Below are 11,656 nucleotides of genomic sequence, written 5' to 3'. Positions count from 1 at the left end.
TCAGGCGAGCTTTCCAAAGTTAACACCGCAACTCGACCGACAAACTCAGGCTCTTGCTCACCCCTATTGAGTGCTCTCCCCACGCGATGGGCCCGCCTTGCCTTACCCGACCGGGCGGTGGACCCGCACCAGAACGTCGGCGCGGCCGGAATGCGCCGGGCGCCCATGCTGATTGATCAGCTCGAAGCGGCGTCCGATGCGCCCCGTGTTGCCCGACGTCCCGAGCGACTTGTCGAGGATCGTGAGACGAAGATGCAAGGTGTCGCCGATATAGACAGGTTCGAGAAACTTCCATTCCGCCACGTCGAGCAGGGCCACCGCGCTGTCCTCGAAAATCCCGAGCGTATGCATCAGACCGATCCCCAGACCGATGCCGAACGCCCCGTGCATCAGTCGCTGGCCAAACTTCGTCGTCTTGGCGAATTCCGCGTCATTGTGCACCGGGTTCCAGTCCCCGGTGAGCATCGAGAACATCTGAAGGTCGGTCTCCGTCATCGTCCGGCCCTGACTGACAAAAACCTGTCCGGGCTCGAAGTCGCCGTAGAACATCGAGTGGCTCATGCGCTCTCTCCTGCGAGGCGGGCTTCAGCCATATCGCGCAGCCGCGCCTTCTGGATCTTCAGTCCGTTTGCGCTCTCGGTCGTCGGGAAGGCCTCGACCGGGACGATCATCAGCGGCACTTTGTAATGGGCAAGCCGGGCGTTGACATGCGCCAGCACCGCCTCGGGATCGGGGGCGTCCCCCTCCTCCGGCAGGATGAACGCCACGGGCCGGGTCCTGCCCTCATGGGCGACCCCCACCACCTGCGCCTTGGCAACGCCATCGGCGGCCTCGATCACCTCCTCGATCTCGGCGGGATCGGTCAGGAAGCCCGACAGGCGGATGAAGTCGCCGTTGCGTGCGAGGTAGACGAAGCTGCCGTCGCCGCGCAGTTGGCCGACATCGCCAGAGCGAAAGAACCCCTCGGCGTCGATCGCCCGCGCGGTGGCTTCGGGGTTGCGGTAGTAGCCCGAGAAGTTGGTGTCGGCCCGGATCTCGAGCACCCCGCTCTCGCCATCGGCGCAAAGCGCACCGGTCTCGGGATCGCGCACCCGGATCTCGGCCCCCGGGCCGGCCGCATATCCGCCCCCTTGAAGCCGCTGTGCAATCGGCGCCGTGGTCGACTGGATGGCGAAGATCGCGTTGACCTCGGAGGCGCCATAGACCCCGACCAGCGGCAGCCCGGCCTCGGCCATTTCTTGCAACGCACCGCCAAGCCCCGGGGTAAACGAGGCGTAGCCGCAGAGCCGCGCCCGGCTCAGTGCCACGCGATCCGCCTGCCACATCTGGCGAAACATCTCGTCCGAGCCACAGAAATGGGTGATCCCGGCGCGCCGACAGATCTCCAGGGCGGGACCGACTTTGAAGGCCGACATCAGGTGGATCGGCGCCCCGCCCGCGAGTGCCGCGAAGCTCGGATTGAGGCCGAAGACGCCGCAGAACGGCATCGCCGCGAGATAGGCCGCGCCCTCGCCATCGAAGCCATAGGCGCGGGCCGAGTTGCGCGCGTGACGGGCGAGACTGGCCTGCGTGTGCAGCACAAGCTTGGGCTTCGAGGTCGTTCCCGACGTGGTGAAGAGCAGCACGGGATCGGAGGCGCGCGCGCCCTGCGACGGCAGCGGCTCGAGATCGTCGAAGGCGCAATGCGCCACCTCCAGTCCCAGAACCGGCGCAAGCTCTCCGCTGCCGATGGCGGCCAGCGCCGCGAGTTCCGGCAGGGTCTCGCGGTCGAGCTCGGCGATCATGGCATGAAAATCCGCGTGGCGGTCAGCGCCTTCGAAGATCAGCAGCCGCGCACCGGAGCTTGCGAGGATGTGGTGCAACTCGGCGCTGCGGTAGCGTGTGTTGACCGCGGCGACGATGGCACCAATCCGCGCCGCGCCAAAGAGCAGCGCAAGCCATTGCGGGCGGTTCGAGAGCCAGATCGCGACGACATCCCCTGCCCCGATGCCCTGCCGCTGCAGCCACGCGGCCGCCTGCCCCACCATGCGCTCGAAGGCGTCGGGCAAGATTTCGAGGCCGCCCCCGGTCACCAGCACCGGACGCACCTCTGCGCGCGCCAGCCGTTCGGCGATCAGCCCGTCGAAGGTCGGATCGTCCTGCATCAGTAGAGCTCCATCAGCTTTTCGTTGTCCGAGAGTTCATCCGGACCGCCCTCCCAGATCATCTGTCCGGATTTCATCACCACCGCGCGGTCCGAGATCTTGAGCGCTTCACGCACGTTCTGCTCGACCAGCAGGATCGACAGCCCCTCGCGCTGCTGTAACGTCCGGATCGGCGCCAGCAGGTCCTGGAAGAGCTTCGGCGCAAGCCCGATCGAGGGCTCGTCCATCAGCAGGATCTTCGGCCGCGACAACAGCGCCCGTCCGATCGAGACCATCTGCTGCTGCCCGCCGGACAGGGTCGAGGCTGGGCGATGCATGAATTCACGGATCACCGGCAGGATGCCCAGCACCCAGTCGACGCGCTCCGCGCGCTCGGCCTTCGGCACCCCGGTTGCGTGCATCCCCAGCGCAAAAATCTCGGTCACAGTGAGCGAGGGGAAGACCCCGCGCCCCTCGGGCACCATGGCAACGCCCATCTCTGCAATCTCGCGGGGGGAGCGCCCCGAGACGGGCTCGCCATTGATCCGGACCTCGCCTGCCTCGGGCGCCATCAGCCCGAACATGGTCTTGAGCAGTGTCGACTTTCCAGCGCCGTTGTGGCCGATGAGGCAGAGAACCTCGGCCGGTTGCAGCGCAATGTCGATGCCGGTGATAACGGGCCGGCCGCCATATCCGGCGGCGACCTGACGGGTTTCAAGAACGGCACTCATTCCCGGTCTCCGAAATAGATCTTTGCCAGCTCGGGATCATTCATCACGGTGTGCGGATCCCCATCCGCAAGCAGACGCCCGCGGTCGAGAAAGGCGATCCGGTCCGAGATCCCGATGACGATGTCGAGGTTGTGTTCGATGATGCAGACGGTGACGCCTTCGGCCACGTCCTCACGCAGGATGGCCAGGAAGCGCTCGTAGGAGTTCGGGTCGAGCCCCGAGGCCGGCTCGTCAAGCAGCCAGAGCTTCGCCTCGGTCGCCATGATCCGCGCCATCGACAGGAACTTGCGCTCGGCATAGGCCAGATCAATGGCCCGCGTGTTGCGCTTATCGGCAAGGCAAGTGCGCTCAAGCACGCGCTCGATCCGCTCGCGTCGCGCGATGCGATGGGCGCGAGAGATCGGCACCGGAAAGGCGCCATGCTCGGTGGCGTTGAGGACGTTCTCCCAGACCGTCATGCCGTCGAACAATCGCAGGTCCTGGTAGGTGCGCCCCACGCCCGCCCGCGCGATGCGGTAGGGCTTCATGCCCGCGGTGTCGCGGCCGAGCCACGTCACCTGCCCGCCGTCGCGGGTCAGGTTTCCTGTGATGAGGTTGAAGAAGGTGGTCTTGCCGGCGCCGTTGGGCCCGACCAGCGTGGTGACGATCCCGGCGCGCAGATCCATCGAGACATCATCCACGGCCTTCACGCCGCCAAAGCTCTTGTCGAGGTTGCGGATCTGCATCAGCGGCGCATCGTTGGCGGACGCGGTCATGTTCATGCCTTGGCCCTCCGTCCCACGATGCCGCCGGGGCGGAAGATCATCAGCAAGGTCATGCCGAGTCCGTAGATGATCTGCTGCAGCGCACCGATCTCGGTCTGCGGCAGGAAGTCGAACCACGAGATCAGCGAGGGCAGCAGCATCAGCAGCGCCGCGCCCACGATAGGCCCGGCCACGGTTCCGGTGCCGCCAATGATGACCATCGCCATCACCAGGACCGAGGCGTCGAGCGTGAAGCTTTCGACATTTATGAAGCTCAGATAGCTGGCGTAGAGCGCTCCGGCGACCGCGGCGAGCGCCGCCGAGATCACCACCGAGATGGTCTTGATCATCGGCACGTTCTTCCCGAACGAGGCGGCGGCGCTTTCGCTGTCATGAATGGCGCGGAGGTTGCGCCCGAAGCTCGAGTGAACCAGCGCGTTGATCAGTGCCATGACGATGACCAGCGCGACCACCGACAGGATGGCGAAATGCGCCGGCTTGAACACCTCGATGCCGAACACGTTCGCCGGCGGGATCGCCAGCACGCCGCCGATGCCGCCCGTGAAGCTCTTCCATTCCGAGAAGATCGTCACGGCAAGCACCTGCAGCCCCAGCGAGGCGGCGACGAAATACTCGCCGCGCACCCTCAGCGCCGGCAGCGCCAGCAAAAGCGACAGCGCCGCCGCGGCCATCATCGCCGCCGGGATGGTAAGCAGGATCGACGGATGCACGTTCTGCGCCACCCACGCCGAGGTGTAGGCCCCCAGCCCGAAGAAAACCGCATGTGCCAGCGAGTAGATCCCGGCATAGCCCATGATGAAGTTGAGCGTGACCGCGAGGATCGCGTAGATCGCGATCAGGTTCACGAGGTTGAAGATATAGGCTTCCATCTGGCTCCTCCTCAGTGCGCCGTCGCCCGGCCAAGCAGGCCCGCGGGTCGGATGATGATGAAGGCGAAGAGGATCGCGAAGGTCACCGCTTCGGTCCACTGGCTGTCGACCACCAGCAGCGCGAGGCTCTCGGCGAGGCCCAGCAGCAGACCCGCCAGCATGGTGCCCGACACCGACCCGATGCCGCCGACGATGGTCGCCGCGAGCGAGATCAGCATCACGTGGTGGCCGATCGCCGGGTTGAGCCCGGTGGTCGCCGAGGTGATGATCGCCGCCGGCACCACCAGAACCGACCCCACGGCAAAGGCGGTCGCCGCGATCATCCGCGGGTTCAGCCCGAAGGTGCGCACCAGCTCGGGGTTGTCGGCCAGCGCCCGCAGCGCCATGCCGGTATGGGTGCGCCGCAGGAAGAACTGCAGCGCACCAAGGAAAATCGCCGTGCACAGGATGGCGATCCAGGCCAGCGGCGAAACATAAACCCCCGGGATCATCTCGACTGAACGTGAAAGCGGCGTGTTCACCGTCACGAAGCCGCGCCCGAACACCATGCCGATCAGGTTCTGCACCACGATGCCGACCCCGAAGGAGGCGACGAACACGGTGAAGAATGACCCCTCGTGGCGCTGGATCGGCGCGTAGACCAGACGGTCGAGCAGCACCCCGAAGGCGACCGCGCCCAGTCCCGCGGCGGCGATGCTCGGGAGCAGGCCGAGCCCCGCTCCGAACACGCCATAGAAGAAATAGGCCGCGATGACGAAGGTGGCGCCATGCGCGAAGTGGAAGATCCGCGTCGATCCGAAGATCAGCGAGAACCCCACCGCGGTGAGCGCATAGAGCGCGCCCGTCTGCAGCCCGGTGATGGCCAGTTGGATCGCCAGCATGTCGCCTACCTCAGTCGAAGGTCACGGAGGTCAGGGCATGGGCGGCGCCGTCACGGATCTCTTTCACCTGGATCGGGAAGAGCAGCGTGCCGTTGTCCTGGAAGGAGACGGTGCCGCCGACCAGATCGAAGCTCTCGGTGGCGCGCCGCGCCTCGAGCAGGGCCTCGCCGGTCACCTCTCCGCCTTCAGCCTCGATTGCGGCCGCAAGCGCGCCGTAGACAAGAACGGCGTTGTAATAGTTGACATTGTAAGCGGTGGGCGCGCGATCAAACTTGGCGGTGTAGTCCTCCACGAACCGCTTCGTCACCGCGTCTTCGCTGTCGAAATCGACGCCCTGCCCGGTGATGATCATGCCCTCGGATTCCGGCAGCGCCAGTGCGTCGGGCACGGCGTAGCCTGAATAGGCCACGAGCTGGGCATCGACCCCGTTGTCGCGCAGCTGCTTGACGATCTGGAGCTGTTGGTTGCCGTAGCTCGCGACATAGACCACGTCGGCCCCGGAGGCGCGCACCTGCGCCGCAACCCCGGAGAACTGTTGCGCCGTGGTCGGCACCGAGAAGCTGTCGACGAGCTCGCCGCCCACTTCCGGCAGAATCGTTTCGAGTTCCTCGTGCATGGCGTCGCCCAGCGGATCGTCGACATAGACCAGCGCAAAGCTCTTCAGGCCACGCTCCTCGACAAGGAACGGCACCACCGCGCGCATCTCGAGATTGGCGAGGGGAATGACGTTCCAGAAGTAATCGCCGAGCTCGGCGAGGTCCGGCCCCACGCCGCCACCGTTCACCCCGACGACCGAGTTGCGGGTGGCCAGCGTCGAGATCGCCTTCGAGACGCCGGTGAAAGCGGAAAGCGTGTAGGGCACGCCGGTCACGTTCACCAGCTTCGTCATCGCGACGACCGCAGGCTGCGGCAGGGCCTGGCTGTCCTCATAGGCAATCGACAGCGGCCCCGAGAGCACCCCGTCGGCGTTGATGTGCTCGACGGCAAGGTCAGCCCCCGACATGAAAACATCGCCGTAGACGGCGTTCGTTCCCGAGAGCGGGAAAATCGCGCCAATGGTGTGCTCCTCGGCCACGGCGGGCATCGCAAGACAGGCAAGCGAAACAATCGCGCCTGCAAGGGTGAAATGTCTGGTCATCGTGATCCTCCTCTCCGGCCCCGCTTTCCTGACGGGGCGATTGGGCGGGGATCAGTCTCCCCGGCCCGCTGCCGCGCAATTGCGCGTCGGGTCAAACCTTCGAACAGGCTTTGACGTCATGCGCAGGGCCAAGGCCTCGCGCGATGTCGCGTGTGCGTCGTCTGTCCCGCAAAGCTTGGCTTGCGGGCGCAACCACGCGCAAAGTGCAAATGGCTGTTTGTGTTAGATTGTCCTCCCTGGCAGGCGCGCCGATCTCGATTTCGGATGTCGTTTCCGATCAAGTGGCAACCCCTGCGCGAATCCGTTCTACATAAAGAATGGCATTTCACCAAGAGAAGATTTCGTGATTGGCCCATGCACACGCGTTGCGGAAAGCCCCGGAAACAGACCCGAAGTCGGGTGATGGCCTACGACCCGACCACGCAGCTTGCCCCCGCGCCAGATGCTCGAGGGGCGCGCCCGGCTCTGAAGGCAGAGACGGTCGGCGCTCTGGCGGCACCGCGGCAGAGTGCCGCGTCATGTGCCCAGACAAGCAGGGCGATCCGGGATTTGAGCGCCCAAGGTGAGCGCCCAAGGAAGGCTCAGGGCAGGTTTTCGCTGAAATAGATGTCGAGCTTCAGAGGCCGGGCGGTGGTGGCGGGGTCATTCAGGCACGCCACCGCCCGGTCGAGCAACGTGTCCGGATCCTGATCGAAGATCGCGTCCATCGTGCCTTCGAGCACCGCCTTCCTCGTGTCCTGCGTCAGCCCATGGCCGATGAAGATCACCTCCTGCCGGCCCTGCTCTCGCAGCGCCCGGGTGATGCCGCCGGAGGAGCCCCCGACGTTGTAGATCCCGACCAGATCGGGCACCTGATCGAGCAGGGCGAGCGTGTGCCGGTAGTTCTCGGCGGCATCGTCGTGCCCCTCACGCATGCCGTGGACGCGCATCTGGGGAAACAGCTCTTCCTGGATGCTGAGAAAGCCCGCCTCGCGCTCGGAATGGGCGCGGTAGTGCCGCGAGCCCGCCACCAGCGCGACGGCCCCTGCCCTGCCGCCCGAGAGCCGACCGATCAGCAGGCCCGCCGTGCGCCCCACCGCGCGATTGTCAAGCCCGACATGCGGTATGCCCGGGACCGAGCCGAGATCCGAGACGATCGACACGAGCCGCGTGCCCGTGGCAGCCACCTCCGCCGCGGCCTCGCGCACCACCGGATGCTCTATGGCGAAAAAGGCGATGCCGTCGGCCCAGCCGGCATTCCGGCGCAGCGCCTCGGCCAGCGCCTGCGCACTGAAGCTCTCGATGAAGAAGCAGCGCAGCGCCGGCCCATCCGCCCCGGTGCGCTCGAGCCGCGCGCGCAGACGCTCTCCCAGCAGCCGGAGATAGGGGTTCGAGCCCGCCGGCAGCAACACGACGATATTGAGCGGACGCGCGTTGCCGAGCCGCGCCTCCTCGGTCTCGCTCAGGAAGCCAAGCTCACGCGCCGCCTCGAGCACCCGCTGCCGGGTGCGCTCCTTCACCCCCTTGCGGCGGTTCAGCACCCGGTCAACGGTGGCCAATGACACGCCCGCCCGCGCCGCCACGTCGGCCTGCTGCGGCCGCTCGCTCGCGGGATATTCGCCGCCTGAGCCCATCAATACACCTCAAAACCCATCATCTTATTTGCTTTGACTGATGCTGGTGCAAAACGATAGCTTTCGTCAATAGCTACTCATTCGATGTAAAACTTGCGGACACATCGCGAGATACACATCAAAAAGCATCAAACCTTCAGGGAGGAGATCAGATGCAGACCACCAAAGGACTGTCCCGTCGCAGCCTGCTGCTCACCGGCGCCGGAGCGCTTGCGACGCCGTTCATCGCGCGCCCGGCCTTTGCCGCCAGAAGCCTGCGGTATGGCCACAACAACGAGGTCGCGTCGGTCGCCGGCGCGCAGGCCGACTGGTTCGCTGAGGCGCTCGGGCAGAGCTCGGGCGGCGATATCTCGGTGCAGGTCTTCCCGAACAGCCAGCTCGGCAAGCTGCAGGAGCTCGCCGAGGCGGTCTCGCTCGGCACCATCGCCTTCTCGCACAACACGGCGGGTGCGCTCGGCTCGCTCTACCAGCCGTTCGCGGCGCTCGACACGCCCTATCTCTACCGCGACGTCGACCACCTGATGAAGGTGACCGACGTGGACAGCCCAGTGATGCAGGAGCTCAACGAGGGGCTGATCGCCGCGGCCAATGTGCGCGTCATCTATGCGCACTATTTCGGCCGCCGGAACCTGACCTGCAACAAGGCGGTGATGTCGCCAGAGGACCTCGCGGGCACCAAGATCCGCGCCGTGCCGTTCCCGATCTACACCACCGCGGTCGAGGGCATGGGCGCCGTCGCCGTGCCGGTCGACTGGTCGGAAGTGCCGACCGCGCTCGCCACCGGCGTCGTGCAGGGGCAGGAGAACCCGGTCAACGTGGTGCTCAACGTCAAGCTCTACGAGGTGCAGTCGCACCTCATGCTGACCGGCCACATGTCGAACGCCGAGGTCGTCGTGATGAACGAAGACACCTGGCAGGGCATGTCCGGCGCCGAGCAGGACGCGGTGCGCGACGCCGCGCAGCAGACCCGCGAGAAGGCCACCAAGGCGATCCTCGACAACGAGGAGACCGAGACCCAGCAGCTGCGCGATCTCGGCATGACCGTGATCGGCGCCGAGGACGGGCTCGATCTCGAGGCCTTCCGCGCCTCGGTCAGCGCGCTGGTGGACGAGCGCTTCGGCGGCGAATACGGCGACCTCTACGCCAAGATTGCGGCGGTCGGCTGATGCCGGGCACGCCCCCGACCAAAGCCACGGGCCGCGCGTTTCTCGCGCGGCTCACCAACGCGGGCATCTGGCTCGGCATGGCGCTTCTGGCGCTGATGGCCACACTCGTGGTGCTGCAGGTGGCGGCGCGCAACTTCCTCGACCTGGGCCTGCCCTGGGCGGACGAACTGGCGCGCTTCGCCTGCATCGGCCTGGTGTTCGTCTCGGTCCCCGCGCTTGCGGGCCGGCAGGTCATGGTCGCGGTGACCATGCTGCCGGACATGTCGAAGCCCGGACCGCGCCGCGCCATGGTGCTGGTGGCCGACCTCGCCACGCTTGCCTTCGCCGGCCTGATGCTCTGGAGCTTTGCCGAGTTCCTGCCGCGCGCCGGCAAGTTCCTGACCCCGGCGCTGCGGGTGCCGAACTGGGTCTATTACAGCCTCGCGCTGACCGGCAGCCTCCTGCTCTTTGCGGTGGCCTGTCACAGGGTGCTCGGCGCCCTGCGCCGCCGCGACCCGAGCGCCGACTATCACGATCCCCGCGACGAGACCGGACAACCCACATGAGCCTGATCCTTCTGAGCATTTTCGCCGTGCTGCTTGCACTCGGCGCACCGATCGCCGTGTGCCTCGGCCTTTCGGCCGCCGTGGTCATCGTCACCGAAGGCCTGCCGGTCTCGGTGCTGGCCCAGCGCAGCCTGAACGCGCTCGACAGCTCGCCGCTGCTGGCGGTGCCGCTGTTCATCTTTGCCGCGGCGCTGCTCAACGCAACCGGCGTCACCACGCATCTCTTCGATCTCGTGCGGATGCTCTTCGGCCGCATCAGGGGCGCGGTGGCGCAGGTCAGCGTCTTCGTCTCGCTGATCTTCTCGGGCGTTTCGGGCGCGGCGCTGGCCGATATCGGCGCACTCGGCGCGATCCAGATCAACCAGATGACCGCGCAGGGCTACCGCAAGGAGTTTGCCGCCGGGCTGACCGTCGCCGCCGCCACCATCGGCCCGATCTTCCCGCCCTCGATCCCGATCATCATCTACGCCTCGGTCGCCAATGTCTCGGCGGTGAAGCTGCTGCTGGCGGGCATCGTGCCCGCGCTGCTGCTGACCGCGCTGCTGATGGCGCAGGTGGCGATCATCGCCCGGGTCAAGGGCCTGCCGCGCGACGAGGTCAGCGCCAAACCGCGCGAGATCGCGCAGAAGGCGGTGATCTCGTTCCCCGCGCTGATGGCGCCCGTGCTGCTCATCGGCGGCCTGATGAGCGGCTATTTCGGCCCCACCGAGGTGGCGGGCGTCACGGTAGCCTACGCGCTTTTCATCGGCTTCACGATCTATCGCAGCCTGAGCGGCCGCGCCGTGATCGGCGCCCTGCGCGAGACCGTCGAGGCCAGCGCCAACATCCTCTTCGTCGTCGCCACCGCCGCGCTCTTTGCCTGGGTCCTGACTCTCGACCAGGTGCCGATGAAGGTCTCGGCGCTGCTGCTTGGCGTCTCGGAGAACCCGGTCGTGCTGCTCCTGCTGGTCAACGTCCTGCTGCTGGTTGTCGGCATGGCGCTGGAGAGCATCGCGGCGATCCTGATCATCGCGCCGATCGTGGCGCCGGCGCTGACCGCCGCCGGGGTCGATCCGCTGCAGCTGGGCATTGTCTTCGTGCTGAACCTGATGATCGGCCTGCTGACCCCGCCCGTGGGCATGAGCCTCTACATGATTTCGATCATCTCGCGCATGCCGATCACCCAGGTGATCGCCGGGGTGATGCCGTTCTTCATTCCGCTGCTGCTGTCCCTGCTCGTGGTCTCCGCCGTCCCGGCGCTGTCCACATGGCTCCCCGAAACACTGATGAACTGAGGTTCCCAATGAGCACCCTTCTTGGCCCCATCCGCCAGCTCGGCTACGTCGTCGACGATATCGAGGCGGGCATGAAATACTGGTCCGAGACCATGGGCGTCGGCCCGTGGTTCTACAATCCGCAGGTTCCGATCGAGGACTATCTCTACGATGGCCAGAGCTACCAGCCGCACAACTCGGTCGCGCTGGCCAATTCCGGCGCCATGCAGGTCGAGCTGATCCAGACCCGCAACGACGTTCCGTCGATGTATCGCGACTACATGCAGAAAGGGCTTCGCGGGTTGCAGCACGTGGCCTTCTGGACCACGGATTACGAGACCGACCTGCAACGGATGCTGGAGCGCGGCTTCACCGTGAAGATGTCGGGCTGCGTCGGCCAGAACGGGCGTTTCGCCTATTTCGCCGAGGAGCATCATCCCGGCACCTGCATCGAACTTTCCGAGGTCCTGGGCCCCAAGGGCACCATGTTCGACATGATCCGCACCGCCTCCGAGGGCTGGGACGGCTCGGACCCGGTGCGCCCCTTCCCCGACCTGAGCAAGCTCTGAGGCC

At 66.2% G+C, this 11,656-nt stretch carries 12 protein-coding genes; 4 read left to right on the top strand and 8 right to left on the bottom strand.

The window, feature by feature from the left end; genetic code table 11:
• Positions 1–102: 102 nt before the first annotated feature.
• From R2601_RS12715 to R2601_RS12680, 8 genes are all read right to left on the bottom strand, one after another.
• Positions 103–561 carry a MaoC/PaaZ C-terminal domain-containing protein gene (locus R2601_RS12715; RefSeq protein ID WP_007798996.1) on the bottom strand — a complete coding sequence of 153 codons (459 nt, stop codon included), beginning with the start codon at positions 559–561 and terminating at the stop codon, positions 103–105.
• Complete coding sequence (locus R2601_RS12710; protein WP_007798995.1) at positions 558–2,144, bottom strand: AMP-binding protein; 1,587 nt, start codon at positions 2,142–2,144, stop codon at positions 558–560. Before R2601_RS12710 ends, R2601_RS12715 begins: the two co-directional genes overlap by 4 nt.
• Entirely contained in the window at positions 2,144–2,854 is a 711-nt protein-coding gene (locus R2601_RS12705; RefSeq protein WP_007798993.1) for an ABC transporter ATP-binding protein, read from the bottom strand. The genes R2601_RS12710 and R2601_RS12705 overlap by 1 nt, the downstream gene beginning before the upstream one ends.
• Positions 2,851–3,615, bottom strand: a complete 765-nt coding sequence (locus tag R2601_RS12700; RefSeq protein ID WP_007798991.1) for an ABC transporter ATP-binding protein — start codon at positions 3,613–3,615, stop codon at positions 2,851–2,853. Before R2601_RS12700 ends, R2601_RS12705 begins: the two co-directional genes overlap by 4 nt.
• On the bottom strand, positions 3,612–4,487 hold the full coding sequence (locus R2601_RS12695) for a branched-chain amino acid ABC transporter permease (RefSeq protein WP_007798989.1): 876 nt from the start codon (positions 4,485–4,487) through the stop codon (positions 3,612–3,614). The genes R2601_RS12700 and R2601_RS12695 overlap by 4 nt, the downstream gene beginning before the upstream one ends.
• Positions 4,488–4,498: 11 nt before the next feature.
• On the bottom strand, positions 4,499–5,368 hold the full coding sequence (locus R2601_RS12690) for a branched-chain amino acid ABC transporter permease (RefSeq protein ID WP_007798987.1): 870 nt from the start codon (positions 5,366–5,368) through the stop codon (positions 4,499–4,501).
• Between the two features lie 10 nt (positions 5,369–5,378).
• The gene (locus tag R2601_RS12685; protein ID WP_007798983.1) at positions 5,379–6,506 is read right to left on the bottom strand and encodes an ABC transporter substrate-binding protein; all 1,128 of its coding nucleotides are present in this window, start codon (positions 6,504–6,506) and stop codon (positions 5,379–5,381) included.
• A gap of 581 nt (positions 6,507–7,087) precedes the next feature.
• Complete coding sequence (locus tag R2601_RS12680) at positions 7,088–8,119, bottom strand: LacI family DNA-binding transcriptional regulator (protein ID WP_007798981.1); 1,032 nt, start codon at positions 8,117–8,119, stop codon at positions 7,088–7,090.
• Between the two features lie 152 nt (positions 8,120–8,271).
• On the opposite strand from R2601_RS12680, the gene R2601_RS12675 reads away from it, so the two are divergent.
• Genes R2601_RS12675 through R2601_RS12660 form a run of 4 tightly spaced genes read left to right on the top strand, consistent with a single transcriptional unit; the run spans position 8,272 to position 11,652 of the window.
• The gene (locus R2601_RS12675; protein ID WP_007798980.1) at positions 8,272–9,285 is read left to right on the top strand and encodes a TRAP transporter substrate-binding protein; all 1,014 of its coding nucleotides are present in this window, start codon (positions 8,272–8,274) and stop codon (positions 9,283–9,285) included.
• A complete protein-coding gene (locus tag R2601_RS12670) occupies positions 9,285–9,830 on the top strand; it encodes a TRAP transporter small permease (protein ID WP_007798978.1) in 546 nt (181 codons plus the stop codon). The genes R2601_RS12675 and R2601_RS12670 overlap by 1 nt, the downstream gene beginning before the upstream one ends.
• Positions 9,827–11,104, top strand: coding sequence for a TRAP transporter large permease (locus R2601_RS12665; protein WP_007798976.1), 1,278 nt, complete (start codon positions 9,827–9,829; stop codon positions 11,102–11,104). Before R2601_RS12670 ends, R2601_RS12665 begins: the two co-directional genes overlap by 4 nt.
• Before the next feature lie 8 nt (positions 11,105–11,112).
• Positions 11,113–11,652 (top strand): VOC family protein, encoded by a 540-nt coding sequence (locus R2601_RS12660; protein WP_007798975.1) that lies wholly within the window; start codon positions 11,113–11,115, stop codon positions 11,650–11,652.
• Positions 11,653–11,656 lie beyond the last annotated feature (4 nt).

Source organism: Salipiger bermudensis HTCC2601 (genome assembly GCF_000153725.1).
GTDB classification, from domain to species: Bacteria; Pseudomonadota; Alphaproteobacteria; order Rhodobacterales; family Rhodobacteraceae; genus Salipiger; species Salipiger bermudensis.
The sequence above is the reverse complement of the archived record's forward strand: the minus strand, read 5'-3'. Positions and strand labels throughout refer to the sequence as shown.

Excerpts from the sequence above, each read along its gene's own strand:
- R2601_RS12715 (WP_007798996.1), bottom strand. The coding sequence starts at position 561 with ATGAGCCACTCGATGTTCTACGGCGACTTCGAGCCCGGACAGGTTTTT.
- R2601_RS12710 (WP_007798995.1), bottom strand. The coding sequence starts at position 2,144 with ATGCAGGACGATCCGACCTTCGACGGGCTGATCGCCGAACGGCTGGCG.
- R2601_RS12705 (WP_007798993.1), bottom strand. The coding sequence starts at position 2,854 with ATGAGTGCCGTTCTTGAAACCCGTCAGGTCGCCGCCGGATATGGCGGC.
- R2601_RS12700 (WP_007798991.1), bottom strand. The coding sequence starts at position 3,615 with ATGAACATGACCGCGTCCGCCAACGATGCGCCGCTGATGCAGATCCGC.
- R2601_RS12695 (WP_007798989.1), bottom strand. The coding sequence starts at position 4,487 with ATGGAAGCCTATATCTTCAACCTCGTGAACCTGATCGCGATCTACGCG.
- R2601_RS12690 (WP_007798987.1), bottom strand. The coding sequence starts at position 5,368 with ATGCTGGCGATCCAACTGGCCATCACCGGGCTGCAGACGGGCGCGCTC.
- R2601_RS12685 (WP_007798983.1), bottom strand. The coding sequence starts at position 6,506 with ATGACCAGACATTTCACCCTTGCAGGCGCGATTGTTTCGCTTGCCTGT.
- R2601_RS12680 (WP_007798981.1), bottom strand. The coding sequence starts at position 8,119 with ATGGGCTCAGGCGGCGAATATCCCGCGAGCGAGCGGCCGCAGCAGGCC.
- R2601_RS12675 (WP_007798980.1), top strand. The coding sequence starts at position 8,272 with ATGCAGACCACCAAAGGACTGTCCCGTCGCAGCCTGCTGCTCACCGGC.
- R2601_RS12670 (WP_007798978.1), top strand. The coding sequence starts at position 9,285 with ATGCCGGGCACGCCCCCGACCAAAGCCACGGGCCGCGCGTTTCTCGCG.
- R2601_RS12665 (WP_007798976.1), top strand. The coding sequence starts at position 9,827 with ATGAGCCTGATCCTTCTGAGCATTTTCGCCGTGCTGCTTGCACTCGGC.
- R2601_RS12660 (WP_007798975.1), top strand. The coding sequence starts at position 11,113 with ATGAGCACCCTTCTTGGCCCCATCCGCCAGCTCGGCTACGTCGTCGAC.